The organism is Nocardioides antri, assembly GCF_008373765.1.
GTDB classification, from domain to species: domain Bacteria; phylum Actinomycetota; class Actinomycetes; order Propionibacteriales; family Nocardioidaceae; genus Nocardioides; species Nocardioides antri.
Genome location: NZ_VUJW01000001.1, coordinates 490,149 through 516,909, shown reverse-complemented (window position 1 = coordinate 516,909; position 26,761 = coordinate 490,149). Strand labels below are relative to the sequence as shown.

The 26,761-nt window shown below is 71.9% G+C and carries 29 protein-coding genes; 16 read left to right on the top strand and 13 right to left on the bottom strand.

The window, feature by feature from the left end; all coding sequences use genetic code 11:
* Positions 1–248: 248 nt before the first annotated feature.
* Positions 249–2,129 carry an ABC transporter ATP-binding protein gene (locus F0U47_RS02500; protein ID WP_149748712.1) on the bottom strand — a complete coding sequence of 627 codons (1,881 nt, stop codon included), beginning with the start codon at positions 2,127–2,129 and terminating at the stop codon, positions 249–251.
* Between the two features lie 100 nt (positions 2,130–2,229).
* Here F0U47_RS02500 and F0U47_RS02495 point away from each other — a divergent pair, with 100 nt between their 5' ends.
* From F0U47_RS02495 to F0U47_RS02480, 4 genes are all read left to right on the top strand, one after another.
* Positions 2,230–3,039 (top strand): ABC transporter permease, encoded by an 810-nt coding sequence (locus F0U47_RS02495; protein WP_149748711.1) that lies wholly within the window; start codon positions 2,230–2,232, stop codon positions 3,037–3,039.
* A complete protein-coding gene (locus tag F0U47_RS02490) occupies positions 3,032–3,853 on the top strand; it encodes an ABC transporter permease (protein ID WP_246159387.1) in 822 nt (273 codons plus the stop codon). The genes F0U47_RS02495 and F0U47_RS02490 overlap by 8 nt, the downstream gene beginning before the upstream one ends.
* A gap of 6 nt (positions 3,854–3,859) precedes the next feature.
* Complete coding sequence (locus tag F0U47_RS02485) at positions 3,860–4,840, top strand: ABC transporter ATP-binding protein (RefSeq protein ID WP_149748710.1); 981 nt, start codon at positions 3,860–3,862, stop codon at positions 4,838–4,840.
* A gap of 101 nt (positions 4,841–4,941) precedes the next feature.
* Positions 4,942–5,517: a dihydrofolate reductase family protein gene (locus F0U47_RS02480; RefSeq protein ID WP_149748709.1), complete on the top strand. Its 576-nt coding sequence runs from the start codon at positions 4,942–4,944 to the stop codon at positions 5,515–5,517.
* Here F0U47_RS02480 and F0U47_RS02475 read toward each other — a convergent pair.
* Positions 5,499–6,641, bottom strand: coding sequence for a class I SAM-dependent RNA methyltransferase (locus F0U47_RS02475; protein WP_149748708.1), 1,143 nt, complete (start codon positions 6,639–6,641; stop codon positions 5,499–5,501). The two genes, F0U47_RS02480 and F0U47_RS02475, sit on opposite strands and share 19 nt — an antisense overlap.
* The gene (locus F0U47_RS02470; RefSeq protein ID WP_188111133.1) at positions 6,638–8,674 is read right to left on the bottom strand and encodes an APC family permease; all 2,037 of its coding nucleotides are present in this window, start codon (positions 8,672–8,674) and stop codon (positions 6,638–6,640) included. Before F0U47_RS02470 ends, F0U47_RS02475 begins: the two co-directional genes overlap by 4 nt.
* An 81-nt stretch (positions 8,675–8,755) precedes the next feature.
* Here F0U47_RS02470 and F0U47_RS02465 point away from each other — a divergent pair, with 81 nt between their 5' ends.
* Together F0U47_RS02465 and F0U47_RS02460 are read left to right on the top strand one after the other, a co-directional pair.
* Positions 8,756–9,421 carry a potassium channel family protein gene (locus F0U47_RS02465; RefSeq protein ID WP_149748706.1) on the top strand — a complete coding sequence of 222 codons (666 nt, stop codon included), beginning with the start codon at positions 8,756–8,758 and terminating at the stop codon, positions 9,419–9,421.
* Between the two features lie 10 nt (positions 9,422–9,431).
* The gene (locus F0U47_RS02460) at positions 9,432–10,103 is read left to right on the top strand and encodes a potassium channel family protein (protein ID WP_149748705.1); all 672 of its coding nucleotides are present in this window, start codon (positions 9,432–9,434) and stop codon (positions 10,101–10,103) included.
* Positions 10,104–10,122: 19 nt separating this feature from the next.
* Here the strand turns inward: F0U47_RS02460 and F0U47_RS02455 are convergent, their stop codons facing one another.
* The 4 genes from F0U47_RS02455 to dut all read right to left on the bottom strand — a co-directional run bounded on the left by F0U47_RS02455 (position 10,123) and on the right by dut (position 12,512).
* On the bottom strand, positions 10,123–10,890 hold the full coding sequence (locus F0U47_RS02455) for a DUF3159 domain-containing protein (protein ID WP_246159386.1): 768 nt from the start codon (positions 10,888–10,890) through the stop codon (positions 10,123–10,125).
* A 101-nt stretch (positions 10,891–10,991) separates the two neighbouring features.
* Complete coding sequence (locus F0U47_RS02450) at positions 10,992–11,351, bottom strand: OB-fold nucleic acid binding domain-containing protein (RefSeq protein WP_149748704.1); 360 nt, start codon at positions 11,349–11,351, stop codon at positions 10,992–10,994.
* Between the two features lie 2 nt (positions 11,352–11,353).
* Positions 11,354–12,052 carry a DUF3710 domain-containing protein gene (locus tag F0U47_RS02445; RefSeq protein WP_149748703.1) on the bottom strand — a complete coding sequence of 233 codons (699 nt, stop codon included), beginning with the start codon at positions 12,050–12,052 and terminating at the stop codon, positions 11,354–11,356.
* Between the two features lie 13 nt (positions 12,053–12,065).
* Positions 12,066–12,512: a dUTP diphosphatase gene (gene dut, locus F0U47_RS02440; RefSeq protein ID WP_438362048.1), complete on the bottom strand. Its 447-nt coding sequence runs from the start codon at positions 12,510–12,512 to the stop codon at positions 12,066–12,068.
* A 111-nt stretch (positions 12,513–12,623) separates the two neighbouring features.
* Between dut and F0U47_RS02435 the strand changes: the two genes are divergently transcribed.
* Both F0U47_RS02435 and F0U47_RS02430 read left to right on the top strand, forming a co-directional pair.
* Positions 12,624–13,085, top strand: a complete 462-nt coding sequence (locus F0U47_RS02435; RefSeq protein ID WP_149748701.1) for a DUF3093 domain-containing protein — start codon at positions 12,624–12,626, stop codon at positions 13,083–13,085.
* Positions 13,086–13,095: 10 nt separating this feature from the next.
* On the top strand, positions 13,096–13,389 hold the full coding sequence (locus F0U47_RS02430; RefSeq protein WP_149748700.1) for a DUF4235 domain-containing protein: 294 nt from the start codon (positions 13,096–13,098) through the stop codon (positions 13,387–13,389).
* 72 nt (positions 13,390–13,461) lie between these two features.
* On the opposite strand, the gene F0U47_RS02425 is transcribed toward F0U47_RS02430, so the two are convergent.
* From F0U47_RS02425 to F0U47_RS02415, 3 genes are all read right to left on the bottom strand, one after another.
* Positions 13,462–13,752: a DUF4193 domain-containing protein gene (locus tag F0U47_RS02425; protein ID WP_149748699.1), complete on the bottom strand. Its 291-nt coding sequence runs from the start codon at positions 13,750–13,752 to the stop codon at positions 13,462–13,464.
* Positions 13,753–13,898: 146 nt separating this feature from the next.
* Positions 13,899–14,720: an inositol monophosphatase family protein gene (locus F0U47_RS02420; protein ID WP_149748698.1), complete on the bottom strand. Its 822-nt coding sequence runs from the start codon at positions 14,718–14,720 to the stop codon at positions 13,899–13,901.
* Positions 14,717–15,736 (bottom strand): ferrochelatase, encoded by a 1,020-nt coding sequence (locus F0U47_RS02415; RefSeq protein ID WP_149748697.1) that lies wholly within the window; start codon positions 15,734–15,736, stop codon positions 14,717–14,719. The genes F0U47_RS02420 and F0U47_RS02415 overlap by 4 nt, the downstream gene beginning before the upstream one ends.
* Before the next feature lie 32 nt (positions 15,737–15,768).
* Between F0U47_RS02415 and F0U47_RS02410 the strand changes: the two genes are divergently transcribed.
* The 5 genes from F0U47_RS02410 to F0U47_RS02390 all read left to right on the top strand — a co-directional run bounded on the left by F0U47_RS02410 (position 15,769) and on the right by F0U47_RS02390 (position 21,870).
* A complete protein-coding gene (locus tag F0U47_RS02410; protein WP_149748696.1) occupies positions 15,769–17,025 on the top strand; it encodes an MFS transporter in 1,257 nt (418 codons plus the stop codon).
* Positions 16,976–18,313 (top strand): D-arabinono-1,4-lactone oxidase, encoded by a 1,338-nt coding sequence (locus F0U47_RS02405; protein ID WP_149748695.1) that lies wholly within the window; start codon positions 16,976–16,978, stop codon positions 18,311–18,313. The genes F0U47_RS02410 and F0U47_RS02405 overlap by 50 nt, the downstream gene beginning before the upstream one ends.
* A 9-nt stretch (positions 18,314–18,322) precedes the next feature.
* Entirely contained in the window at positions 18,323–18,763 is a 441-nt protein-coding gene (locus F0U47_RS02400; protein WP_149748694.1) for a YchJ family protein, read from the top strand.
* Between the two features lie 68 nt (positions 18,764–18,831).
* Positions 18,832–19,740, top strand: a complete 909-nt coding sequence (sepH, locus tag F0U47_RS02395; RefSeq protein ID WP_149748693.1) for a septation protein SepH — start codon at positions 18,832–18,834, stop codon at positions 19,738–19,740.
* Between the two features lie 60 nt (positions 19,741–19,800).
* Entirely contained in the window at positions 19,801–21,870 is a 2,070-nt protein-coding gene (locus F0U47_RS02390; protein WP_149748692.1) for an SDR family oxidoreductase, read from the top strand.
* Between the two features lie 18 nt (positions 21,871–21,888).
* On the opposite strand, the gene F0U47_RS02385 is transcribed toward F0U47_RS02390, so the two are convergent.
* Both F0U47_RS02385 and F0U47_RS02380 read right to left on the bottom strand, forming a co-directional pair.
* Positions 21,889–22,716 (bottom strand): sulfurtransferase, encoded by an 828-nt coding sequence (locus F0U47_RS02385; RefSeq protein WP_246159385.1) that lies wholly within the window; start codon positions 22,714–22,716, stop codon positions 21,889–21,891.
* The gene (locus F0U47_RS02380; protein WP_149748691.1) at positions 22,713–23,102 is read right to left on the bottom strand and encodes a universal stress protein; all 390 of its coding nucleotides are present in this window, start codon (positions 23,100–23,102) and stop codon (positions 22,713–22,715) included. The genes F0U47_RS02385 and F0U47_RS02380 overlap by 4 nt, the downstream gene beginning before the upstream one ends.
* Before the next feature lie 120 nt (positions 23,103–23,222).
* On the opposite strand from F0U47_RS02380, the gene F0U47_RS02375 reads away from it, so the two are divergent.
* Genes F0U47_RS02375 through F0U47_RS02365 form a run of 3 tightly spaced genes read left to right on the top strand, consistent with a single transcriptional unit; the run spans position 23,223 to position 25,273 of the window.
* Positions 23,223–23,630, top strand: coding sequence for a YciI family protein (locus tag F0U47_RS02375; RefSeq protein ID WP_149748690.1), 408 nt, complete (start codon positions 23,223–23,225; stop codon positions 23,628–23,630).
* Positions 23,627–24,784 (top strand): RNA polymerase sigma factor, encoded by a 1,158-nt coding sequence (locus F0U47_RS02370; RefSeq protein ID WP_246159384.1) that lies wholly within the window; start codon positions 23,627–23,629, stop codon positions 24,782–24,784. Before F0U47_RS02375 ends, F0U47_RS02370 begins: the two co-directional genes overlap by 4 nt.
* Before the next feature lie 57 nt (positions 24,785–24,841).
* Positions 24,842–25,273, top strand: coding sequence for a hypothetical protein (locus tag F0U47_RS02365; RefSeq protein ID WP_149748689.1), 432 nt, complete (start codon positions 24,842–24,844; stop codon positions 25,271–25,273).
* Between the two features lie 12 nt (positions 25,274–25,285).
* Here F0U47_RS02365 and F0U47_RS02360 read toward each other — a convergent pair whose 3' ends face one another.
* On the bottom strand, positions 25,286–26,746 hold the full coding sequence (locus tag F0U47_RS02360; RefSeq protein WP_149748688.1) for a glutamate-cysteine ligase family protein: 1,461 nt from the start codon (positions 26,744–26,746) through the stop codon (positions 25,286–25,288).
* Positions 26,747–26,761 lie beyond the last annotated feature (15 nt).

Below are 26,761 nucleotides of genomic sequence, written 5' to 3'. Positions count from 1 at the left end.
CTTGATATCAAGATACACGACAGCGAAGGGATCCTCCATCGCGTCTCGTCGCGTGGCACGCACGCCGTCTCAGGACCGCTCAGGCCGGTACTCGCCTGCGCCGTCGGTTGAATCGGGTCTTGTGGTGGGCCGAATCCGGCCTGGTGGTGGCCCGACTCAGGAGTGGTGGTGGGTCCCCCAACGACTCCGGATTCGACCCACCAGAGGTCCCGATTCGACGGAGGTCGCGTCGACTGACACCGGACCGCTCAGACGGGCACCTCGTCGGCGGTCTCCGCGAACTGGGTGCGGTAGAGCTCCTGGTAGCGGCCGCCGGCCGCCAGCAGCTCGGTGTGGGTGCCCTGCTCGACGATCTGCCCGTCCTCGACCACCAGGATGCGGTCGGCGGCGCGGATCGTCGACAACCGGTGCGCGATGACGAGCGCCGTCCGCCCGGCGAGCACCTCGGTGAGCGCGGCCTGCACCGCCGCCTCGGAGGTGGAGTCCAGGGACGCCGTCGCCTCGTCGAGGACGACCACCCGCGGTCGCTTCAGCAGGAGCCGGGCGATGGTCAGCCGCTGCCGCTCGCCCCCGGACAGCCGATAGCCCCGCTCGCCCACCACCGTGGAGAGGCCGTCGGGCAGCGACCGCACGAGGTCGGCGAGGCGGGCGCGCTCGAGGGCGTCCCACACCTCCTCCTCCGTCGCCTCCGGCCGCGCGAACAGCAGGTTGCCGCGGATAGAGTCGTGGAACAGGTGCCCGTCCTGGGTCACCATGCCCACCGCACCGCGGATCGCCGCCGCGGAGAGGTCCCGCACGTCGACGCCGGCGAGACGTACGGCGCCCGAGTCGACGTCGTAGAGCCGGGACACCAGCTGCGCGATCGTGGACTTCCCGGCGCCGGACGAGCCGACGAGCGCGACCACCTGGCCCGGCTCCGCCCGCAGCGAGACCCCGTGCAGGACCTCCTCGCCGCCGCGGGTGTCGAGCGTCGCCACGTCCTCCAGCGACGCGAGCGATACCCGCTCCGCCGACGGGTAGGAGAAGCGGACGTCGTCGAGCTGCACGGACACCGGTCCCGCCGGCACGTCCTGGGCACCCGGTCGGTCCTGGATCAGCGGCTCGAGGTCGAGCACCTCGAAGACCCGCTCGAAGCTCACCAGCGCCCCCATCACCTCGACCCGCGCGCTGGCGAGGGCGGTGAGCGGGGCGTAGAGCCGGGTCAGCAGCAAGGACAGCGCGACGACGTCGCCGGCGTCGAGCCCGCCGGTCAGGGCGTAGTAGCCGCCGAGGCCGTAGACCAGGGCCACCGCGAGCGCGGACACCAGCGTGAGAGCGGTCACGAACGTCGTCTGCACCATGGCGGTCCGGACGCCGATCTGCGCCACCCGCCGCGCCCGGGCGGCGAACTCGGCGGACTCCTGGTCCGGCCGGCCGAACAGCTTGACCAGGGTCGCACCGGGCGCGGAGAAGCGCTCGGTCATCTGGCTGCCCATCGCGGCGTTGTGGTCGGCCGCCTCGCGCTGGATGCCGGCGAGCCGGTTGCCCATCCGGCGCGCCGGGATGACGAAGACGGGGAGCAGCAGCAGCGCCAGGAGCGTCACCCGCCACGAGATGCCGAGCATCACCACCAGGGTGAGGACGAGCATCACGAGGTTGCCGACCACTCCTGAGAGGGTGCTGCTGAAGGCCCGCTGGGCGCCGATCACGTCGTTGTTGAGACGACTGACCAGCGCACCGGTCCGGGTCCGGGTGAAGAAGGCGACCGGCATCCGCTGCACGTGGTCGAACACGGCGGTCCGCAGGTCCAGGATCAGCCCCTCACCGATGCTCGAGGAGAGCCATCGCGTGACCAGGCCGATCGCCGCGTCGAGCACGGCGACGCCGGCGATCACCAGCGCCAGCAGGACCACGACCCGGGGCTCGGAGCCGGCGACGACCGCGTCGATCACCCGGCCGGCCAGGACCGGCGTCGCCACCGCGAGCGCGGCTCCCGTGATGCTGAGCACGATGAAGCCGATCAGCCTGCGGCGGTGCGGCCGCGCGAACTCCAGGATCCGGCGAGCGGTCGCGGCGCTGAACGCGCGCCGCTCGTCCGGCGCACTCATCCGCCGGTACATCTGGTTCCACGCGATCGACTCCATGCTCATGCGACGACCCTAGGACTTCAAGTCGACTTGAAGACAAGTTTCCGGCGCACCGGTCGGACTTTGGCGCGGGGCCCCGAGCAGCCATAGGTTGCTGTTCCTCATGCGCGCGACGATCCGGGTCTACTGGCGACTCCTCGTCGCCGGGTTCCGGCGGCAGTCTGCCTACCTCATGGCGGCGTTCGGGGGCCTCGTCGCCAACACGACGTTCGGCCTGCTCAAGGTGGCGGTCCTGTTCGCGACCGTGCGCGCCGCCGGCGGCGAGCTCGAGGGGTACGACGTCGCCCTGATGAGCACCTACATCTGGGTCTCCCAGGGCCTCCTGGGCTCGGTCAACCTGTTCGGCCGGATCGACATCGCCGACCGGATCAAGGACGGTGACGTCGCCGTCGACTTCCTCCGGCCCCTCGACGTGCAGGCGGCGGCCATCACGACCGAGGTCGGCCGCTCGCTCTTCAACCTGATCCCGCGCGGCATCCCGTCGGTGCTCATCGGCGGGCTGGTGGTGGGCATGGCGCTGCCGGACCACCCGACGGCGTACCTCCTCGGCGCCGTCAGCATCGTGCTCGGCATCACGGTCTCGGCCGCCACCGTCTACCTGATGGTGGCGGCCCCCGGGTTCTGGCTGGTCGAGACGCGCGGCCTGCAGATCCTCTACATGGTGGTGTCGGGCTTCCTCGCCGGGTTGTTCGTGCCGATCTGGATCTTCCCCACGTGGCTCGAGGTCGTCGCCCAGGCGACGCCGTTCCCCTCGATGCTGATGTACCCGGTCGACATCATCTCCGGTCGTGTCGACGTCAGCGGGGCCCTGCTCCTGCTCGCCGTCCAGCTCGCCTGGCTCGCCGGCGTCGGCGCCGTCGGGCAGGCCCTCACCCGTGCCGGACGACGACACCTGGAGGTGCAGGGTGGCTGACGGCCTCACCCTCCGTGCCCGGATGCGCCCCTACCGCGCCGTGCTCGCCTCGCGGGCCCGGTCGCAGAGTTCTTACCGGGCGAGCTTCGCCCTCGACCTCGCCAGCTCGATGCTGGTCGGGGTGATCGAGCTCGCCGAGATCTGGGTGCTGTTCCACAACGTCGTCGAGCTCGGCGGGCTGGAGTTCTCCCAGATCCTGCTCGTGTTCGGGCTCGCCGACCTCTGCTTCTCCCTCGCCGACATGACCTTCGGGCACTGCGACAACCTGCCGATGTACCTCCGCGCGGGCACGCTCGACGTCTTCTACCTCCGCCCGCAGCCGCTCCTGCTCCAGCTGGTCACCAGCGACATCTCCTTGCGCCGCCTCGCGCGCGCCGGCGTCGGGGCGGTGGCGCTGGTCGCCGGGCTCGCCCTCAACGACATCGCCTGGAGTCCCGCGCACGTGCTGCTGCTCGTGCTCGCGATCGTGAGCGGCTACGCCACCTTCGCCGGCATGTTCGTGTGGGCGGGCGGCGTCCAGTTCTTCCTCATCGAGGGCGCCGAGACCACCAACGCCTTTGTGTACGGCGGCCGCTACGCGGCGACCCAGCCGGCCTCGGTCTGGAACCGCCCGCTGTGGGCGGTGTTCGGGTTCTTCTTCCCGATGGCGTTCACAGGGTTCCTCCCGGCGCTGTGGCTGCTCGGGGTCGAGCCGCCGTACGGGATGCCCGACTGGGTCGGCTGGTGCGCACCCCTGGCTGCGGTGTGGACGTGGACGATGGCGTTGCTGAGCTGGCGGTTCGGCGTACGGCACTACCAAGGAGGCGGAGGCTAGATGGGGATGACCGACCCGATCATCGAGACGAGCGGGCTCACCCGGGAGTTCCGCGTCCGGGACACTTCGACAGGCTCAGTGCAACGCGCCCTGAAGCGCCGCACCCTGGTCGCCGTCGACGAGCTGTCCGTGCGGGTCGGGCCCGGCGAGGCGGTCGGCTACATCGGCGCCAACGGTGCCGGGAAGTCCACCACCATCAAGATGCTGACCGGGATCCTGGTGCCGACCCGCGGGTCGGTGACGACCTGCGGCCTGCGGCCGGTACAGGACCGGCGCCGGCTGGCACGCCAGGTCGGCGTCGTGTTCGGCCAACGCTCCCAGCTGTGGTGGGACCTGCCGGTGCGCGAGTCGTTCCGGATCCTCGCCGCCATCCACGACCTGTCCGCGACCGCCGAGCAGGAGCGGACCGACGAGCTGGTCGAGCGGCTCGAGATGGCGGAGTTCCTCGGGACGCCGGTGCGGCAGCTGTCCCTGGGCCAGCGGATGCGGGCCGAGGTCGCGGCCGCCCTGCTCCACTCCCCCCGCCTGGTGATCCTGGACGAGCCGACGATCGGCCTCGACGTGCTCTCCAAGCAGCGGCTCCGCGAGTTCCTCGTCGCCGAGCGACGCACCCACGGCACGACCCTGCTGCTCACGACCCACGACATGGGCGACGTCGAGCGGCTCTGCGACCGGATCCTCGTCATCGACCGCGGCCGGCTCGCCTACGACGGCGACCTGCTGGGCCTGTCCCGGACCGTCGGCGCCGAGCGGGTCCTGGTGGTCGACCTCGCCGAGGCGACCGAGGACCTGACCGGCATCACCGCCACCCGGCACCTCGCCTCCGAGGGCCACGGCCTGCGGCAGCGGCTCGCCTTCGACGCCGAGACGACCACCGCCGCCCGGGTGCTCGCGGCCGTGAGCGAACGGGCGGAGGTGCTCGACCTCACCGTCGAGGAGCCCGACATCGAGGACGTCGTACGCCGGATCTACGCCGCGCGCCGCTAGCTCCAGCAACCCCAGACAGCGAGATCTCGACGGGCAGTGTCGTATCCGGGCCACCCCGTTCGTGGTGAGGTAAAGCAGCCCCCCACCCAAGGAGATCTGAGATGCGCACCCTTTACGTCACCGAGTTCATCACCCTCGACGGTGTCATCGACTCGCCCGGCGGCAACGAGGGACACCCCCACGCCGGCTGGTCGTTCAAGGACGTCGAGTTCCGCCCCGAGGTCTACGCGATGAAGGAGCAGGAGCAGGAGGAGGCCGGCGCGCTGATGCTCGGTCGGGTCAGCTACGACCTGTTCGCCCCGGTGTGGCCGACGATGACCGAGGAGTTCCCGAAGTACAACGCCGTGCCGAAGTACGTCGTCTCCACGACCCTCAAGCAGGACGAGCTGGTCGACAACTGGGGCGACATCACCATCCTGCGGAGCATGGACGAGGTCGCTGCGCTCAAGGAGACCGACGGCGGGCCGATCTCGGTCCACGCCAGCTCGCGGCTCGCCCAGTCGCTCGCCGCGGCCGGCCTCGTCGACCGCTACCACCTCCTGGTCTTCCCGATCGTCCTCGGTTCGGGGAAGCGGCTCTTCTCCGACTCCTCCCCCGACAAGCAGAAGCTGAGCATGGCCGAGAGCGAGTCCTACGCCAACGGCGTGCAGAAGCTCGTCTACGACGTCGTGCGCTGACGGGCGGGACGCGGCTCGAGCAGCGCCACGCACTCGACGTGGTGCGTCATCGGGAACAGGTCGAAGGCCCGCAGGCCCACCAGGCCGTAGCCGTGCTCGGCGAAGATCGCGACGTCGCGGGCGAGTGCGGCGGGGTCGCAGGCGACGTACGCGATGGCCCGCGGCCGGCGGTCGACGACCTGCTCGACGACCTTCCGCTTGGCGCCGACCCGCGGCGGGTCGAGCACCACCAGGTCGAACGGCTCGTCGTAGTCCGTCTCCAGCACCGTCCCGACGTCACCGGAGGATGCCTGGAGACCGGGGCAGTTCCGCCTGGCCAGGCGTACGGCGGCCGCGTCCCCCTCGACGGCGCATACCCGGCCGCCCGGACCCACGGCATCGAGCAGGAACCGGCTGAACAGGCCGACCCCTGCGTAGAGGTCGAGCGCCGACTCCCCCGACCGGGGTGCGAGCGCCTCGAGCACCGCACCCACCAGGGCCTCGGGCGCGCCCGGGTGGACCTGCCAGAAACCGCCGTCCGCGACCTCGAACCAGCTGCCCCGGACCTCGTACGACGGACCCCGGGGAGCCTCCAGCAGGCATTCGTCCACGGGCACGACGTCGTGCGAGCGGTGCTTGCGCATCGCGCGGCCACCGTTCGGCAGCGTCACGTAGCGCTGGCGGGTCCGCCAGCGCAGCCCTTCGACGTCGCCCGGCACCGCCTCCACCTCGACGTCGACGTCCAGCCCGGCCAGGCGCCGCAGCTGCTCGCGCACGACAGCGGCCTTGAGCTCGCGCTGCCGCGGGAGGGTGACGTGCTGGAAGTCGCAGCCCCCGCAGAGGCCGGGCCCGGCGTACGGGCAGGGCGCGACCACCCGGTCCGGCGACGCCTCGAGCACCTCGACCGCGTCCCCTCGCCAGAACCGGTCGCCCTCGGTCCCCTCGGTGACCTCGACGACCACCCGTTCGCCCGGCAGTGCGTGCCGCACGAAGACGACGCGCTCGGTGCTGGTCGAGCCTGTCGAGACCCGCACGACGCAGTGGCCGCCGTGGGCGACCGGGCCGACCTCGGCCTCGAACCGCTCGCCGACGTGGGACTGCCCGCGCTGCTGCCGGGCCCGGGGACGGCGCGGCGGACGGCTCACTGGACCTGCCGGTCCCGGTCTTCGGCCCGGCCCCGCCGCAGGTCCCCGGGCCGCACCCGGGTCTCCTCGCGCTCCTCGCGCTCACGAGCGATCTGGGACGACCGCAGCTGGTAGGGCACGGAGGTGACCATGACGCCCGGTGTGAACAGCAGCCGGCCCTTGAGCCGGAGGGCGGTCTGGTTGTGCAGCAGCTGCTCCCACCACCGGCCGACGACGTACTCCGGGATGTAGACGGCCACGACGGCGCGCGGGTTGGCCCCCCGGATCGCGGTGGCGTACTCGACGATCGGCTTGACGACCTCGCGGTACGGCGAGTGCAGCACCTTGAGCGGCACGCCGGTGTTGCGGTCGTCCCACTCCTCCAGCAGCCGCGCGGTCTCGGCCGCGTCGACGGAGACGTAGACGCCCTCGAGCGAGTTGGGCCGGGTGGCCTTCGCGAACGCCAGTGCGCGGAGCGTCGGCTTGTGCAGCTTGGAGACGAGGACGATCGCATGGACCCGGGTCGGCAGAGCCTTGTCCGTCTCGTCGGCGGCCAGCTCCAGCTCGACCGAGTTGTAGTGGCTCTTGATCCCGCGCATCACCACGAAGAAGAACCCCATCGCCAGGATCGTGATCCAGGCGCCGGCGAGGAACTTCGTGATCAGCACGACCACCAGCACGACCGCGGTGAACGTGAGGCCGACCGCGTTGATCACCCGCGAGCGGAACATCCGGCGGCGCTCCTGCGGGTCCCGCTCGGTGGCGAGGGCCCGGGTCCAGTGCCGGATCATCCCGAGCTGGCTCAGGTTGAAGGAGACGAAGACCCCGACGATGTAGAGCTGGATCAGCTTCGTGGTCTCCGCGTCGAAGGCGATGATCAGCACGATCGCCAGCACGGCCAGGAAGACGATGCCGTTGCTGTAGGCGAGCCGGTCGCCGCGGGCGCCGAGCGCGCGCGGGGCGTAGCCGTCCTTGGCGAGGATCGAGCCGAGCACCGGGAAGCCGTTGAACGCGGTGTTCGCGGCGAGCACGAGGATCACGCCGGTCACGGTGACGACGAAGTAGAAGCCCGGGCTGAAGTCGATGAAGACCGCCCGCGCGATCTGCGCGATCACGGTGTGCTGGTCGTAGTTCCCGGGCAGCGGCTCGCCGTTGAGGGTCAGCTTCTCGAGGTCGTGCGGGTCGACGTACCGAAGCCCCATCTGCTTCGCGAGGACGATGACGCTCACCATCATCGAGATCGCGATCATCGCCAGCAGGAGCAGCGTCGTCGCGGCGTTCTTGCTCTTCGGCCGCTGGAACGCCGGCACGCCGTTCGAGATCGCCTCGACGCCCGTGAGCGCCGCGCATCCGGAGGAGAACGCCCGCGCGAGCAGGAACAGCAGCCCGATCGTGGTGAGCGGCTGCTCCCAACCCTCGTCGGGCGCGATCTCGAGGTTGGCGCTCTCGACGTCGGGCAGGGTCCCGGAGGCCATCTGGACGAACCCGTAGAGGCACATCCCGAGGATGGCGAACATGAAGAGGTACGTCGGCACCGCGAAGAACGTGCCGGACTCCCGGATGCCGCGGAGGTTCATCGCCGTCAGCAGCACGACCATCACGACGGCGACCATCACCTCGTGGTGCAGGAACGCCGGGATCGCCGCCGCGGCGTACTGCGCGCCCGACGAGATCGACACCGCCACGGTCAGCACGTAGTCGACGAGCAGCGCGCTCGCGACCGTGGTGCCGGCCGTGCGACCGAGGTTGACGGTGGCGACCTCGTAGTCGCCGCCGCCCGACGGGTAGGCGTGGACGGTCTGGCGGTACGACGCGATGACCGCCGCCATCACCAGGGCGACGGCGATCGCGATCTTCCAGGACCAGACGTACGCCGACGCGCCGGCGATCGCCAGCATGATGAAGACCTCGTCCGGTGCGTAGGCCACGGACGACAGGGCGTCGCTCGCGAACACCGGCAGCGCGATCCGCTTGGGAAGCAGCGTCTCACCGAGCTGTGCGCTCCTGAGCTTGCGTCCGAGCAGGATCCGCTTCGAGACGTCGCCGACACCCACGAGCGACAACGTTAGGGCATGCGGCGCGCGCGGCCGTTGTGCCGTGCCCCACGACGTGGGCCGCTGCTATAGCGTTCACCTGTGCACGTCGTGATCATGGGCTGCGGCCGCGTCGGTTCGACGCTCGCCCGGAGCCTGGAGGACCGCAACCACACGGTGGCCGTCATCGACAGCGAGCCGGACGCGTTCCGCCGGCTCGGGCCGGGGTTCAACGGCGACAAGGTCGCCGGCATCGGCTTCGACCAGCAGGTGCTGGAGAAGGCCGGAATCCGACGCGCCGATGCCTTCGCCGCCGTGTCGAGCGGTGACAACTCCAACATCATCGCCGCGCGGGTGGCCCGGGAGACGTTCGGGATCCAGCAGGTCGTGGCGCGGATCTACGACCCCGGCCGCGCCGAGGTCTACCAGCGGCTCGGCATCACCACGGTCGCGACGGTGAAGTGGACCGCCGACCAGGTGCTGCGACGGATGCTGCCGGCCGGTGCCGAGCCCGACTTCCGCGACCCGTCCGGCACCATCCGGATGGACCACATGATGGTGCCGGAGAAGTGGGTCGGCTCGTCGGTGGGGACGTTCCAGGAGGAGGCGCGGGCGCGGGTCGCCTGGATCGACCGGCTCGGTGAGGGCATGCTGCCGACCCGGGACAGCGTCATCCAGGAGGGCGACATGCTGCACGTGGTCGTCCGCCAGGAGAACGCCGGCCGTGCCTACGAGGTGCTCGAGGCCGGCCCGGAGCACGGGGACTAGGAGGTCTGGGATGCGAGTCGCCATCGCCGGCGCCGGCGCCGTCGGCCGGTCCATCGCCCGGGAGCTGATCGAGAACGGCCACGAGGTGCTGCTCATCGACAAGTCGCCGAGCTCCATCCACCCCGAGCGGGTGCCGGACGCCGAGTGGCTGCTGGCCGACAGCTGCGAGCTGTCCTCCCTGGAGGAGGCACGGCTCGACAAGTGCGACGTCGTGATCGCGGCGACCGGTGACGACAAGGCCAACCTGGTCACCGCGCTCCTCGCGAAGACCGAGTTCGGCGTGCCGCGCACTGTGGGCCGGGTCAACCACCCCAACAACGAGTGGCTCTTCACCGAGGCGTGGGGCGTCGACGTCAACGTGTCGACCCCGCGGATCATGTCCGCCCTCGTCGAGGAGGCGGTCACCGTGGGCGACCTGGTGCGCCTCTTCACCTTCCGCCAGGGCAACGCCAACCTGGTCGAGATGACGCTTCCCGCGGACTCCCCGTTCGTCGGCAAGGCGTCCGGGCTGATCCCGCTCCCCGAGAACTGCGCCCTGGTCACGATCCTCCGCGACGGGCAGGTCTACGTGCCGACCCCCGAGCAGCCGGTCGAGTCCGGCGACGAGCTGCTGTTCGTCGTGCCCGCCGAGGCCGAGGACGCGCTGGAGCGGCTCCTCGCGCCTGCCGCCCACCCGGGCTAGGGGCCGGACCGGACGCTGCTCAGCCGTCGGTTGTGTCCTGCGGGCTCGCCGGCTCGCCCTCGGCCTCCAGCGGGGTGGCGTTGCGGGCGAGCAGCCAGATCATCAGGCTCCACGAGCCGATCCGCAGCGCCCACCCGAGCCCCGTGCGGAGCACGAGGATGATCACGACCGCCTTGGCGGCATCGATGGTCCCGTAGTGCCCGAGGAGCCAGATCGGTCCCTGGCCGAGCACCCCGATCGCGCCGGGCACCAGCATCACCCAGGTGAGCCGGCTGCACAGCTTGACGATCTGCGGGTTGCGGTGCCAGCCGACCGGGTCCTCGGTCGCGGCGCCGAGCATGAACCCGAGGACGGGCCAGCCCACGAGGCAGGACGTCGCCATGACGACGGTGTAGCCGAGGCTCAGCAGGATCCCGGGCAGGAAGAACGCGAGCGCCTGGTCCGACTCCGACCCGCCGGACGACTCGGCCCAGCGCACGAACACCCAGCCGATGCCGATGCCGAAGATGGCGTTGAACACGTACTGCGTCGAGCTCCGCTGGGCCAGGCGTACGACGAGCGCGAGTGCCGCGACGGCCAGGCTCGCGATCAGGGCGGCCTGAAGCTCCTTGGTCGGCAGCCAGACGGCGCTGAACACCACGCCCGGGATGGCCGCCTCCAGCATGCCCCGCTTGCCGCCGAGCGACGCCGAGAGCTGGTGGCGCACCAGCGCCTCGACGGTGTCGACGCCGATCCTCTTGGCGGCGGCGGTCGTGAGCGAGTGGTCCTCGGACTCCGGGTCGGCCACCGCGCTCTCCTCTTCCCTCACAGGCTGTTGGTGACCTCGCAGCTCAGCCGCATCGTCGCGGTCGGCTCCTGCCTTCCGGCCCCAGCGGCTTCGCGCTTCGCTCACAGGAGCTCGTAGCGCGGGTTGTACAACACCCGCTGTCCGTCGTGCTCTCCGATCCGCCCCGACACCTCGATCGCGCGGCCCGGCCCGATGCCGGCGATGCGGCGCCGGCCGAGCCAGATCAGCGTCAGGGTGCCGGTGCCGTCGTACAGCTCCGCCTCGAGGGCGGGGACGCCACCGCGCGGCCGCAGCGTGACGGTCCGGAGCCTGCCGCGCAGCTGGACCGGCGTCCGGTCAGGCGCGTCGGCGATGGTGACCTCGGCACTGCTGGCATAGGTCCGCCGGAGGTCGCGGGCCTCCTCCTCGGCAGGGTTGGCCCACCTGTTGATCGTGCGCCGCAACCGGCTCGAGGTCGCCACGGCTAGGCCTCGGTCTGCTGTCCCTGCGCCGAGGCGCGGGCGGCCTCTGCCTGCGCCTTCACGTCCTCGGGCAGGGTGAGCGGCAGCTGCTCGCCCACCGGCATCGCCTGGTTGCCGCGGCGGACGGCGACCGAGGTCACCGCGCTCCGCCACTCGGCCAGCGCCTCCGGGTCGCGGGCCGGGCGGCCGAGGAAGGTGGCGCGCAGCAGCCACCGCGGGCCGTTGAACCCGACCACGCGCGACGTCTGGCTGCCGACCTTGCCCTCCGCCGTCGTCACCTGGACCTCGCAGTAGAGCTCGGTGCCGAACGGCCCGTCGTTCTCGGTCGCGGTGCCGCCCCGTCGCGCGGCGTCGGCGGCGATCTGCGGGCGCACCTCGCTCCACAGGTCGCCGTTGCGCGGCGCGGCGTAGGCACGGAGCTCGACGGCACCGTCCGGGCCCGCCAGCACGACCGAGCGGACGTTGCCGGACTTCTCGTCGATCTGAACCCTCAGGTCGCGCCCCTCGACCGGGGCGACCAGCAGGGCGCCGAGGTCGATGCGGGCGACGCCGTCCTCGGGGAGGTCGTCGGCGTCGAACGGGCCCTCGGCGGCGTCGTCACCGGCCTCGGCCTGCGCCTCGACGGCCCCGATGGCATCGTCGACAGCCGTGTCGGGCGTGTCCTCCGGACCAGCCTCGTCGGACTTGCGACGGAACCTCACGTGTTGCTCTCCTTCACTGCTGACCTGGACGGCCGAAGCCTCCAGTAGAACCGTAGCCGCCAGTGCCACGCGCGCTCCCGGGAAGGTCGGAGACGGCGACGAACCGGGCCGTCTCGAAGCGCTGGACGACCAGCTGGGCGACCCGGTCGCCACGGTTCAGCACGATCGGCTCCACCGGGTCGTGGTTGATCAGCAGCACCTTGATCTCGCCGCGGTAGCCCGCGTCGATCGTGCCCGGCGTGTTGACGATCGACAGCCCGTGGCGCGCGGCGAGGCCGCTGCGCGGGTGCACGAAGGCGGCGTAGCCCTCCGGCAGCGCGATCGCCACCCCGGTCGGCACGAGCATCCGCTCGCCGGGCTTGAGCGTGATGTCGACGGTCGTCACCAGGTCGGCACCCGCGTCGCCGGGGTGGGCGTACGCCGGGAGCGGCAGGTCGGGGTCGAGGAGCGTGACCGGGATCTCGAGGTCGTCCCGGTCAGGGAGCCGGTCGTCGAGCCGGTCGTCGGGGTCGTGGGGCACGGACCGACCCTATAGAGCGCCTGCGCCGGCCCGGATGGGATCCTTCCTCCCGTGAGCAACGGCACCGAGTACGACGAGCGGCTCGCCGTACCCCTGCGCTGGTGGGCCCAGGGCACGATGCTCGTCGCGACCCTGTGGCTCACCGTCGTCGTCGCCGTCCCCGGCCCGACGGCGTGGGTGGTCACCGCGGTGGCGCTGGTCCTGGTCGGCCTCGCCCTGTTCTGGTACGGCGACGCGCGGGTGATCGTCCGCGACGGCTGGTTCCAGGCCGGGCGCGCGCGGATCGAGGTCGCGCACGTCGGCGAGGTCGCCGCGCTCGATGCCGACCAGACCCGGCTGGTCGCCGGACGGGACGCGGACGCGCGGGCCTACCTGCTGCTCCGTCCCTACCTGCACCGCGCGGTCAAGGTCGAGATCGTCGACCCGGCCGACCCCACGCCGTACTGGCTCGTCAGCTCGCGCCACCCCGAGGCGCTGGCGGACGCCCTCACCGCGCTCCCCCGGACTCGCTAGGCTCGGCCGCATGGCAAAGGGCGACAATTCCAAGGTGTGGTCAGTCTTCTCGCTGGTGGCAGCGCTCGGCGCGACGGCGGTCGCACGCAAGGCGATCGACAAGTCCTGGCAGGTGGGCACCGGGAAGAAGCCGCCGGAGAACCCGGCCGACCCGGACATCGACATCTGGGAGGCCGTTGCCTGGGCTGCGACGACCGGAGCCGTCGTCGCCCTCGCCCGGATGTACGCGCAGCGCCGTGCCGCGTCCTACTACTTCAAGTCGACCGGCACCCTGCCGCCGCCGCTCCGCAAGGACGGCCAGTGACCTCCAACTGAAAACGACAGAGCGTGTCGCACCAGCGGTGCGACACGCTTTGTCGTTTCTTGCTGGGGTTGCTCAGGCGCAGTCGCGACAGATCATCTTCTTCTGGTCGGCCAGCTGGCTGCGGTGGTGCACCAGGAAGCAGCTCATGCAGGTGAACTCGTCCTCCTGCTTGGGCTTCACCTCGACGGCCAGCTCCTCGTGGGAGAGGTCGGCACCGGGCAGCTCGAAGGACTCGGCGGCTTCGGCCTCGTCCTCGTCGACCTTGCCGGAGTTCTTGTCGTGGCGGCGCGCCTTGAGCTCTTCGATGCTCTCCTCGGACTGCTCGTCCTCGTTCTTGCGCGGTGCGTCGTAATCGGTCGCCATGACGCTGCCTCCTCTTCGTCCTCGTCCATCGGTCCCCCCGCCCCGGACCGGCGAAGTTCTGATCGGCGCGGCAGATTGTGCACTATCCCGGTGCCGGGCGATACCTCGGGGCCGGGCGAGTCTCCGCAACAGTGCGAGGAGGCAGGCTATTCCCTGGTAAAACCGGACTTCCGGGCGAGGGCGACGAGCTCCTCGAACCCGTGATCCGGCCCACACACCACGAGGTCGGTGCCGCCGGCGCCGGGAAGTACGACGAGCTGCGCTCCTGCCAGCCTCGCGATCAACCCGCCGGCGGCGAAGTCCCAGAGGTTCACGCCCTCCTCGACGTAGCCGTCGAGGGCGCCCTCCGCGACGTGGCAGAGCTCGAGCGCGCACGAGCCGTGCCGCCGGATGTCCCGCACGAGCGGCAGCATCCGGGCGGTCGCGGCGGCCTGGACGGCGCGCTTCTCGGCGCTGTAGGAGAAGCCGGTGGCGAGCAGCCGCTGGCTCACCGGAGCCGGGCCGCGCACGGCCAGCGGGACGCCGTTCCGGGTCGCCGCGCCGCCGCCGGGCAGGCCTGCGTCGACGAAGCCGACGTAGGAGCGCTCCTTGGCAGCGTCGAGGACCACTCCGGCGACGACCTCGCCGTCGACCTCGGCCGCGATCGAGACGGAGAACTCCGGCAGGCCGTAGAGGAAGTTCACGGTGCCGTCGATCGGGTCGACGATCCACCGGACGCCGCTCGTGCCCACCACGTCGTCGCCCTCCTCCCCCAGCAGCGCGTCGTCCGGGCGCGCCGACAGGAGGCGGTCGCGGATCAGGTCCTCGGAGGCGCGGTCGGCCAGCGTCACCACGTCGACGTCGCTGGACTTCGTGTCGGCGACCCAGTCGGACCCGCCGCCACGCGCCTTGTGGTCGAGGACCAGCGCCGCGGCCTCCTGCGCGACCTTCAGCGCCAGGTCGGCCAGCTCACGTGGCTGCGCGGTCATGCGGTCGTCCGCGGGAGGCAGCAGTGGGCCGGGCACGCCTCGATCGGTCGCTCCAGCGCGAGCTCGCGCAGGGCGGCGACGAACCGCGGGTCGGTCCCGGCGGTGCCGGCCCGGCGGGCCTCGATGCCGAGCTTCTCCGCGGTGGCCAGGGCCTCGGTGTCGAGGTCGTAGACGACCTCCATGTGGTCGGAGACGAACCCGACGGGCACCATCACCACGGCCCTGACGCCGTCCGCCGCGAGCTCCTCGAGGCGGTCGTTGACGTCGGGCTCGAGCCATGGGGTTCGGGGCGACCCGCTCCGCGAGCAGAAGACCAGCTCGTGCGGGCGCTGCTGCCCGGTCACGGCCGCGACCCCAGCGGCCACGGCCGCAGCAACGTCGCGGTGCTGGGCGAGGTAGGCGCCGCCCTCCGGCCCGCTCTCCTCGTTCATCGCCGTCGGGATCGAGTGGGTGACGAAGACGAGACGGGCGTCGTCCCGCAGCTGCGCCGGGAGCGCCTTCACCGCCTCGACCGTCCGGTCCACGACGGTGGCGACGAACCCGGGGTGGTGAGCGAACCAGCGCACCTTGTCGATGCGGGGAGCGTCGGGAACGGCGGCGACCGCCTCCGCGATGTTGTCGAGGTACTGGCGACAGCTCGACCACGACGAGTAGGCGCTGGTCGCGATGCACGCGACGTGCCGGCGACCGTCGGCCGCCATCTGCCGGACGGCGTCGACGAGGTAGGGCTCCCAGTTGCGGTTGCCCCAGTAGACCGGCAGGTCGATCCCGGCGGCGGCGAGGTCGGCCTCCAGGGCCGCCATCAGCGCCTTGTTCTGGTCGTTGATCGGCGACCGGCCGCCGAAGAGGAAGTAGTGCTGGCCGACCTCGACCAGCCGCTCGCGCGGAATCCCCCGGCCCCGGGTGACGTTCTCGAGGAACGGCACGACGTCGTCGGGCCCCTCCGGCCCACCGAAGCTCAGCAGCAGCAGGGCGTCGTACGGCTGATCGGCCGGTGGCCCTAAAGGATTCGTCACCGGACCATCGTAGGGAGGAGGATCGCACCGCCATGCTCGCGATCCTCCCTGGCGCTCTCGCCCCCTACCGCCGGATCTTCTCGGCGGCCACCGCCCTGTTCAGCCTGACCGGCCTGGTCGCGCGCCTGCCGATCTCGATGGTCGGCCTCGGCATCGTCCTGCTGGCCGAGCACGAGACCGGCTCCTACGCGTTCGCCGGCGCCGTGTCGGCGACCGCGCTGCTCGCCAACGCAGGGTTCGCCGTCCTGCAGGGCCGGCTGCTGGACCGGCTCGGGCAGGGACGGGTGCTGCCCGCCCTGATCACCCTGTGGGGCGTCGGCCTCGCCGCCGCCATGCTGTCGCTGACCGCGGAGTGGCCGGTCTGGACGACGTACGTCCTCGCCGCGGTCGCCGGCGCGTCGCTCCCCTCGGTCGGCACCTGCGTGCGGGCGCGCTGGGCCCACTGCCTCAAGGACGACCCGGCGGGGCTGCACACGGCGTTCTCGTTCGAGGCGGTCGCCGACGAGACCGTCTTCCTGCTCGGCCCGATCATCGTGACCATGCTCGCGACGGGCGTGCACCCCGTCGTCGGCCTCGGCGCGGCGCTCGCGTTCGGCCTGGTCGGCACCTACGTGTTCGCCGGCCTGCGGTCGACCGAGCCCCCGGTCCACCCGGAGCCCGCCGCCGGGACCACGCGCCCGGCCATGCCGTGGCTCGCGGTCGGCCCGCTCGCCGTCCTCACCTTCGCGCTGGGGGTCCTCTTCGGCGCCGCCGAGGTCAGCACCGTCGCCTTCGCCGAGGAGGAGGGTCGCCAGGGCGCCGCCGGTTTCCTGCTCGCGGTCTGGGCGCTCGGCAGCCTCCTCGCCGGCCTGGTCTCCGGGGCCGTCACCTGGCGGCAGGGACCGCTGGTGCGGCTGCGCTGGGGCGCCCTCGGGATGGCGGCGACGATGGCTCCCCTGTTCCTGGTCCCCACCATCCCGGCCATGGGCCTGGTCCTGCTGGTCGGCGGCATCGCGATCTCGCCGACGCTGATCGCTGCCATGTCGCTGGCCGAGAACGTGCTGCCGCCCGCCCGGCTCACCGAGGGCATGATGATCCTGCAGACCGGCGTCGCGCTCGGGCTGGCTCCCGGCGCGGCGCTCGCCGGCGTCGTGATCGAGGAGTCGGGCGCCTCGGCGGCCTACCTGGTCTCGTTCGGCGGCGGGCTGCTGGCGCTCGGCGCCGCCCTCGCCACCCGGGTCCCGGCTACGGTGCGGTCCCATGGCGACGAGGTCGACAGCGCCGACGGGGTCGAGCGCAACCTGGCGTAACTGGTGCGGCCTGGAGACCGCGCACGGCCTGCGCGCGGTCACTCCGGCCGGCGTCGACGACGTCGTCGCCGAGGTACGACGCGCAGCCGGGCGGGGCGAGACCGTCAAGGTGGCCGGCACCGGGCACAGCTTCACCGGCATCGCCCGTCCCGAGCACACCCTGCTGCTGCCCGGTGGCCTGACCGGCATCACCTCGGTCGACCGGGAGGCGATGACCGTCACCGCGCTCGCCGGCACCCCGCTGAAGGTGCTCAACGCGGAGCTCGAGCGGCTCGGGCTGAGCCTGCACAACATGGGCGACATCGCGGAGCAGACGCTGGCCGGCGCGACCTCCACCGGCACCCACGGGACGGGCGGCCGTGCCGCCGGCCTGGCTGCCCAGGTCGTGGGCCTGGAGCTGGTCACCGGGACCGGCGAGCTGGTGCGCGCGTGCGCGGACGAGAACCCGGACGTCCTCGACCACGCCCGGGTCGGCCTCGGCGCGCTCGGCGTCCTGGTGTCGCTCACCTTCGCCGTCGAGCCGCTGTTCCTGCTCCGGGCCGAGGAGCAGCCGCTGTCGTGGGACGAGGGCCTCGCGACGTTCGACGAGCTCGTCGCGGGCCACGACCACGTCGACATGTACTGGTTCCCCCACACCGACCGGCTCCTCACGAAGCGCAACACCCGGATGGGCACCGACCTGTCGCAGGCCGACCCGCTCCCCCGCTGGCGGCACCGGCTCGACGACGACTTCCTGTCCAACTCGGTGTTCGGGCTCCAGACCGCCGCGCTCAACCGCTTCCCGCGGGCCATCCCCCGCGCCAACCTGCTGGCGTCGCGGCTGCTCGGCGCACGGACCTACACCGACGTCGCGCACAAGGTCTTCACCACCGAGCGTCGAGTGGTGTTCCGGGAGATGGAGTACGCCGTCCCGCGCGAGGCCGGGCTCACGGCGCTGGCCGAGGCGCGGCAGCTGCTCGAGGCCTCCGGGCTGAACGTCTCGTTCCCGGTGGAGATCCGGGTGGCGCCGGCCGACGACGTACCCCTCTCGACCGCCTACGGCCGCGACTCCCTCTACCTCGCGTTCCACGTCCATCGCGCCACCGACCACGTCCGCTACTTCGCGCTGATGGAGGCGGTGATGAAGGACCACGGAGGCCGACCGCACTGGGGCAAGCTGCACACGCGTGACGCCGAGGAGCTCGCCGGGCTCTACCCCCACTTCGACAAGTTCCTGGCGCTCCGCGACCGGCTGGACCCCGGCCGGGTCTTCACCAACCACTACCTCCGCCGCGTCCTCGGGAGCTGAGGGCGACGCATGGCCAGGCGCAGCTGCCCGTGCGGCTCAGGGGCGTCGTACGACGCCTGCTGCCGGCCGCTCCATCGCGGCGACCGTCGGGCGGCGACCGCGGAGCAGCTGATGCGGTCTCGCTACAGCGCGTTCGCCGTGCACGACGCGGGCTACCTGCTCCGGACCTGGCACCCGGCCACCCGCCCGCCGAGCCTCGACCTGGACCCCCGACTGGCGTGGGAAGGGCTGGAGGTCCTGGCCACCGAGGCCGGCGGACCGGACGACGTCAACGGGATCGTGGAGTTCCGAGCCCACCACCGGACCGGTCGCGAGTCGGGCGTCCTGCACGAGGTGAGCCGGTTCCGCCGGCAGGGCGAGCAGTGGCTCTACGTGCGGGGGCGGACAGAAATGTCGACAGATCGCCACACGCCGGAGACGCAACCGGATCCGGGAGGTCCCCGGGCGTAGTCTCGGCCCACCGGAGAACATCAACCAGGAGCACGACGGGCCCGGCGACGGGTCCGGAAGGACGGAGCATGGCGCACCTCGACCTCGCAGGCGTCAGCGCCGACGGACGTCGCCTGCTCCTCGTGGGCAGGCAGGGCGAGGAGTTCACCCTCCAGATCACCCCTGCACTGCGCGCCGCGCTCCGTGGCGAGACCACCCGCATCGGACAGTTGGAGATCCAGATGACGAGCACCCTCCGCCCCCGCGAGATCCAGGTCCGGATCCGAGCAGGCGAGACGCCCGAGGCGGTCGCCACCGCGGCGGGGACGACGGTCGACGCGATCATGTCGTTCGTGGCTCCGGTGCTGGCCGAGCGCCAGCACGTGGCCGAGCGCGCCCAGCGGTCCTCCCTCCGTCGGCCCGCCGGCGACTCCGGCTCCGGCACGCGTGCGCTCGGCGACGCCGTCAGTGCCCACCTGGCGATGCAGCGGGCGAAGGCCGAGCAGGTCGAGTGGGACGCCTTCCGCCGCGACGACGGCCGCTGGGAGCTCACCGGCGCGTTCGAGACCACCCAGCGCTCCGGCACCGCGCGGTTCACCTACGACGCGCCCGGCAACTATGTCGTCGCCGACAACGACGACGCGAAGTGGCTGGTCGGCGACCTCATGGTCGTCGCCGGCCCGCGCCCCGACGACCTCCAGCAGGTGCGCGAGCGCCGACTGGCCGCGGTCCCCGCCGACGAGCTTCCGCTGGGCGACGACGCCCTCGACCTGGTGACGGGCGAGGCCGCCGAGGCCATGGTGGACGCGCCTGCCCTGCGTCCGACCTACGACGACCCGCTGCGCGACACCTCGGCCGACGCCGTCGCCGACCCGGTCGCCGCGACGGGGGAGACCGCTGTCGACCCGTCCAAGCACCGCCGTCCGGTGGCCAAGAAACGCGGCCGCGCGTCGGTCCCGAGCTGGGACGAGATCATGTTCGGCGGCAGCGACCAGTAGTTCTGAGACGCTGGTCGATCGGGGATCACGGCATCCCCGGATCGGCGTACTCTGCCCTGCATGTCCTCCTTCGTGACCGGTGCCACCGGCTTCATCGGCCGTTTCCTCGTCAGCGAGCTGGTCGACCACCGCGACGGGCCCATCTTCGTGCTCGTCCGGCAGTCGTCGCTCCACCGGATGGAGACGCTGATCACCCAGTGGACCGGCGGCGCGGGGTCCTCTCGCGTCGTCCCGGTCGTCGGCGACCTGCGGGAGCCGGGCCTCGGCGTCGACGCCGACTGGGTCGCCGAGCACGCGGGGAAGATCGACCACTTCTTCCACCTGGCGGCGATCTACGACATGACCGCGGACGACGCCACCAACGACGCGATGAACGTCGGCGGCACCCGCAACGCGCTCGCGCTCGCGTCGGCGCTCGACGTCGGCTGCTTCCACCAGGTGTCGTCGGTGGCGGCCGCCGGCGACTACCACGGCCACTTCGACGAGACCATGTTCGAGGAGGGGCAGCCGCTGCCTTCGCCGTACCACCGGACGAAGTACGAGTCGGAGAAGATCGTCCGCGAGGAGTCGCCGGTGCCGTGGCGGATCTACCGCCCCGCCATCGTCGTCGGTCACTCCGAGACCGGCGCGATGGACAAGATCGACGGGCCCTACTACTTCTTCCCGATGATCAAGCGGATGCGCGACAACCTGCCCGGCTGGCTGCCGCTGGTCGGCGTCGACCTCGGTGACACGAACCTGGTTCCGGTCGACTACGTCGCGAAGGCGATGGACCACATCGCCCACCTGCCCGACCGAAACGGCGAGGCGTTCCACCTGGTCAACCCCGAGCCGCAGCCCGTGGTCGACATGATCAACGCGTTCTGCGCGGCGGCCGGCGCCCCACGCTTCGCGACGCCGATCGACCGCAACGTCACCGGCGGCGCCACCCGGCTGCTCCCCCGGCCGCTGCGGCCCAGCAACCTGTTCAGCGCCGCGGTCCGGACCGCTCCCGCCAAGATCATGCTCGACCAGACGCTCGGCCGGCTCGGCATCCCCGCCGAGGTCGTGGGCCACACGTCGTTCCCCTCGGTCTTCGACTCGCGGATCACGGAGAAGGCGCTGGCCGGCAGCGGGATCGCGGTCCCCGATCTCGAGTCCTACGCCCGCGCCCTGTGGTCGTACTGGGAGGAGAACCTCGACGACACGACCGGGCGCGACAGGCGCAACCGCGCGGCGCTCAAGGGCAAGCACGTCGTCATCACCGGCGCCTCCTCCGGCATCGGCAAGGTGACCGCGCTCAAGGTTGCCCAGGCAGGCGGCATCCCGGTGCTGGTCGCGCGCGGCAAGGACAAGCTCGAGGAGACCAAGGCCACGATCGAGATGCGCGGCGGCCAGGCCTACGTCTTCCCCTGCGACCTGTCCGACCTCCGGGCGATCGACGACCTGTGCGCGCGGCTCTCGAGCGAGCTGCCGACGGTCGACTTCCTCGTCAACAACGCCGGCCGGTCGATCCGGCGGTCACTGCGGTTGTCGCACGACCGGTTCCACGACTTCGAGCGCACCATGCAGCTCAACTACTTCGGCGCGATCCGGCTGATCATGGGCCTGATGCCGAAGATGCACGAGCAGAAGTCCGGCCACATCGTCAACATCAGCTCGATCGGCGTCCAGACCAACCCGCCGCGGTTCTCGGCGTACGTCGCCTCGAAGGCCGCGCTCGACTCCTGGAGCAACGTCGTCGCGTCCGAGGTGGTCGGCCACGGCATCTCCTTCACCAACATCCACATGCCGCTGGTGCGGACGCCGATGATCGCGCCGACGAAGATGTACGACAAGTTCCCCACCCTGTCCCCCGCCCAGGCCGCGGACCTGGTGGTCCGGGCGATGGTCGAGAAGCCCCACGAGATCAACACGTTCGCCGGCAACGCCGGCGCGGTGGCCCACACGTTCGCCCCGAAGGCGGCCTTCCGGATCCTGAACCTCGCCTACCAGGTCTTCCCCGACAGCGCCGCGGCGAAGGCGAAGGCGGGCCCGTCGGACGCCCAGCCCACGCCGGCGCCGGAGGTCGTCGCCGACGTCCCCGTGGCGGGCGGGCGCGAGTCCGAGCAGATCCTGATGGCACGCCTCTTCCCGGGCGTCCACTGGTAGCCGGCTGGATCGAGACCGTCAGGGGGTGTCGCCCGTCGCGACCGGTCGTGACGGGTCGGCGATCCACTCGCTCCAGCTGCCGGGGTAGAGCGCGGCGGTGATGCCCGCTACCTCGAGGGCGAGCACGTCGTGTGCCGCTGTCACCCCGGAGCCGCAGTACGCCGCCACCCTCGCGCCCTCCGTCGCGCCCACGGCGGTGTAGACCTCCCGGAGCTCGGCCGCCGGGCGGAACCGGCCGTCCTCCCCCAGGTTGAGCGACGTCGGCACGTTGACCGCTCCCGGGATGTGGCCGGCGACGGGATCGATCGGCTCGCTCTCACCGCGGTAGCGCACGGCCGCGCGGGCGTCGACCAGCACGTCGACCGAGCCGACGTCGTCGGCGGTCACCATCGGCGCCGCTCCCGGCCTCGCGGTGAAGGAGCCCGGCTCCACGTCGGGGCCCGGCCCGGTCTCGGCCGGCTGGCCCGCTGCGGCCCACGCCGACCAACCGCCGTCGAGGACGCGCACGTCCGGATGCCCGTGGTAGCGCAGCAGCCACCAGCAGCGAGCGGCAGCGTGGCCGGCCCAGTCGTCGTAGACGACGACCGGACGGTCGCCGGAGACCCCCGCGGCCCGCATCGCCGCCTCGAACACCGCGGTGTCCGGCAGCGGGTGCCGACCCGCGGCGCCGGGCGGGGCAGCGAGGGCGGTGTCGAGGTCGACGTACGACGCGCCGGGCACGTGACCCGCGGCGTACTCGCCAGGACCAGCCGGCCCGCCGCCCATTCGGTAGCGGACGTCGAGGACGGACACGGTGCCGAGCAGGTCGGCGAGCGTGGGGACGTCGACCAGCGGGCCCGCGCTCAATGCCGCCCCGTCCGCGGCTTCACCGTCAGGACCGGGCACGGGGCGTCGAGCAGCACGCGCTGGGCGTTGGAGCCGAGGATGAGCTTGCCGACCGGCGACCGGCGCCGCAGCCCGATCACGATCAGGTCGGCGTCCACCTCCTCCGCAACGTCGACGAGGTCGTCGGAGGCGTCGTCGGTGCGCTCCACGACCCGGAGGTCGTGCTCGAGCCCGGACTCGCCGAGCGCGGTCTCCACCTCGGTGAGGTAGGAAGGAGCCCGGTCGTGGTCGAGCAGCGCGTGCACGACGACCAGCCGCGCGTCGCGGCGCCGAGCCTCCTCGATCCCGGCCAGCAGGGCAGCATCGCCCTCCGGCTTCGGGACGTACCCGATCACGACCGTCGCCATGTTCCTCACCCTAGTAGAGGCCGGAGAAAAACTTCCGGGCCGATGTCGAGAAGGCCACGGCGGCTCCGTCTCCTCGTCGAGCGCGGCCAGAATGGGCCGCACCACACCGAGGAGAGACAGATGGCCAAGTACCTGCTGCTGAAGCACTACCGAGGCGCGCCGGACCCGGTCAACAACGTGCCGATGGACCAGTGGACGCCGGAGGAGGTCTCGGACCACATCCGGTTCATGAGCGACTTCGCCGACCGGCTCGTGCAGACCGGCGAGTTCGTCGACGCGCAGGCGCTCGCCCCCGAGGGCGCCTGGGTGCGCTTCGACGGCGAGGGGCGACCGCCGGTCACGGACGGCCCGTTCGCGGAGACGAAGGACCTGATCGCCGGCTGGATGGTGATCGACGTCGACACCTACGACCGTGCGCTCGAGCTGGCCGGCCAGCTGTCCGCCGCGCCGGGCGCCGGCGGCAAGCCGATCCACGAGTGGCTCGAGGTCCGGCCGTTCATGACCGAGCCGCCCACCGTCACGGAGTGACGGTGGACCCCACCTCCGACGAGGCGCTGCTGCGGTCCCTCACGCCTGCCGTCATCGGCATCCTCGTCCGCCGCGGAGCAGACTTCGCGGCGGCCGAGGATGCCGTGCAGGAGAGCCTCATCGAGGCGCTGCGGGTCTGGCCGGACGACCCGCCGCGGGACCCCAAGCCCTGGCTGGTCAAGGTTGCGTGGCGCAAGTTCCTGGACGCCACCCGCGCCGAGGAGTCCCGTCGCCGCCGCGAGGAGCGCCTCGAGGCGGAGCCGGACCCGGGCGTCGGCGGAGCGGTCGACGACACGCTCCAGCTGTTCTTCCTCTGCGCCCACCCGTCCCTCACGCCGGCGTCGGCGGTGGCACTGACGCTCCGGGCCGTCGGCGGCCTCACGACCCGGCAGATCGCCGAGGCCTACCTCGTGCCCGAGGCGACGATGGGACAGCGGATCAGCCGGGCGAAGCGCACCGTCTCCGACGTCCGGTTCGACCAGCCCGGCGACGTCTCCACGGTCGTGCGGGTCCTCTACCTGGTCTTCAACGAGGGCTACTCCGGCGACGTCGACCTCGCCGCCGAGGCGATCCGGTTGACCCGGCAGCTCGCGGCGCACACCGACCACCCGGAGGTCGCCGGACTGCTGGCGCTGATGCTGCTCCACCACGCCCGCCGCCCGGCACGCACCCGCCCCGACGGGAGCCTCGTCCCCCTCGCCGAGCAGGACCGCAGCCGGTGGGACACGCGGCTCATCGCCGAAGGCGTCCAGATCCTGGAGGCAGCGCTGGCCCGCGACCGGCTCGGTGAGTTCCAGGCCCAGGCCGCGATCGCCGCCCTCCACGCCGACGCCCGGACGGCCGAGGAGACCGACTGGGTGCAGATCGTCGAGTGGTATGACGAGCTCGTCCGGATCACCGACAGCCCGATCGCCCGCCTCAACCGGGCGGTGGCGGTCGGTGAGGCCGACGGCGCCCGCGCCGGCCTGGCCGCACTTGCCCCGCTCGACCCCTCTCTCCCCCGCTACACGGCCGTCGCGGCGTACCTCCACGAGCGCGACGGCGACCTGGCCACCGCTGCGCGCCTCTACGCCGACGCCGCGCGGGCTGCGACCAACCTCGCCGAGCGCGACCACCTGACCCGCCAGGCAGCCCGCCTCAACGTCCGCAGGTAGCCTCGCGGGCTGTGGAGGACCGGCCCCGCCCGGCGTCGATTCGGGCAGGCTGCCCGCATGGGGTACGACGGCAGGGGCGGGCTGCGCGAGCCCGTCGACCGGCTCGTCCTGCAGCTCTTGCGACGGGCCGTGCTCGACCACGCCGTCCTCGAGCAGCGCAGGTGCTACCCGCCGGCCCTGCACGTCGGCGTGCCCGGGGTCCGGTCGCGTCGCTTCGAGGTCGAGGAGGAGCTCGACCACGCGATCCGCACCGACATCGTCGAGGCCATGCTCCGCCCGGCTGTCGGGAAGGGCGTGGTCCCTCTCCTCTGGCTGACCCGTCGCGGCGACGCCGCGCCCCACGACGTCGACGGCCGCTGGTCGACGGCCGTGCAGGCCGCGGGCGGCGAGCTGGGTCTCGCGCTCGGCCTGGTGGTCGTCACCCGCCGCAGCTGGCACGACCCGCGGACCGGCGTCTGCCGGACCTGGAAGCGGATCCGGGCGCGCTGAGCGGCGGGCTGCTCACCAGGTGTGCACGGGCTCGTTGGCGTCCATGCCCTCGCGGTAGGCGGCGAGGACCGCCCGGATCGCGTCATAGCGGTCATCGTCCTCGCGCTTCGCCATCTGCCGGCAGAACCACTCGGCGCCGTTGACGTTGCCCAGGCAGCGACCCTCGATGATCCTGAGGTAGCGCTCGGCCTCGGTCGGCTCGACGCCCCAGGCCGCGAGCCCGTCGTAGGCCATCGGCAGCAGCCGCCGTAGGACCAGCTCCGTCGCCCGGACCCGGCCGACGCCGGGCCAGTAGACCTCCGCGTCGATCCCCTCGCGGGCCGCGTGGTGGAAGTTCTCCTCGGCGGCGCTGAACGACATCTGCGACCAGAGCGGCCGCTCGCTCTCGGCAAGGGTGCGCACCAGCCCGAAGTAGAACGCCGCGTTCGCGACGATGTCGGCCACCGTCGGTCCTGCCGCGAGCACCCGGTTCTCGACCCGCAGGTGCGGCCGGCCGCCGGCGATGTCGTAGACCGGGCGGTTCCACCGGTAGATCGTGCCGTTGTGGAGCCGGAGCTCGGAGAGGTTCGGCGTGCCGCCGGCCTCGAGCACGGTGAGCGGGTCCTCGTCGTCGGTCACCGGCAGCAGCGCAGGGAAGTACCGGACGTTCTCCTCGAACAGGTCGAAGACCGAGGTGATCCAGCGCTCGCCGAACCACACCCGCGGGCGCACGCCCTGGGCCTTGAGCTCCTCGCTGCGGGTGTCCGTCGCCTGCTCGAACAGGGGGACTCGGGTCTCGCGCCACAGCTGCTTGCCGAGGAGGTACGGCGAGTTCGCCGCCAGTGCGAGCTGCACCCCGGCGATCGCCTGCGACGCGTTCCAGTAGGCCGCGAACCGCTCGGGCGTGGTCTGGACGTGGAGCTGGGTGCTCGTGCACGCCGCCTCCGGGAGGATCGAGTCAGCGGTCGTCCGCAGCAGGTCCGTGCCGCGGATGTCGATGCTGATGTCCTCGCCCCGCGCGTTGAGGACCTGCTCGCTGAGGAGGCGGTAGCGCGGGTTGCTGCTGATCGCCTCGATCGAGAGGTGCTCGCTCGTCAGGGTGGGCAGGATGCCGATCATGACGAGGTGGGCGCCGACCCCGGCGGACCGCCGCTCGGCCTCGTTGAGGCTGCGGCGGAGACCGTCCTCGAACCCGGTCAGCCCGCCGTCGCGCAGGGTCGCGGGCGCGGAGTTCATCTCGATGTTGAACTGCCCGAGCTCGGTCTGGAAGTCGGGGTTGGCGATCGCGTTCAACGCCTCCTCGTTGCGCAGCGCCGGGTCGCCGGCGTCGTCCACGAGGTTGAGCTCCACCTCCAACCCGGTCATCGGATCGTCGGTGTCGAACGCCGACTCCCGCAGCATCCGCTCGAAGACGTCGAGGCAGCGGCGGACCTTCTCCCGGTGCCTGGTCCGGTCCGCGCCGGTGAACTCCTGTGCATCGACCTCCTCGCCCATGGCACGACACTGACG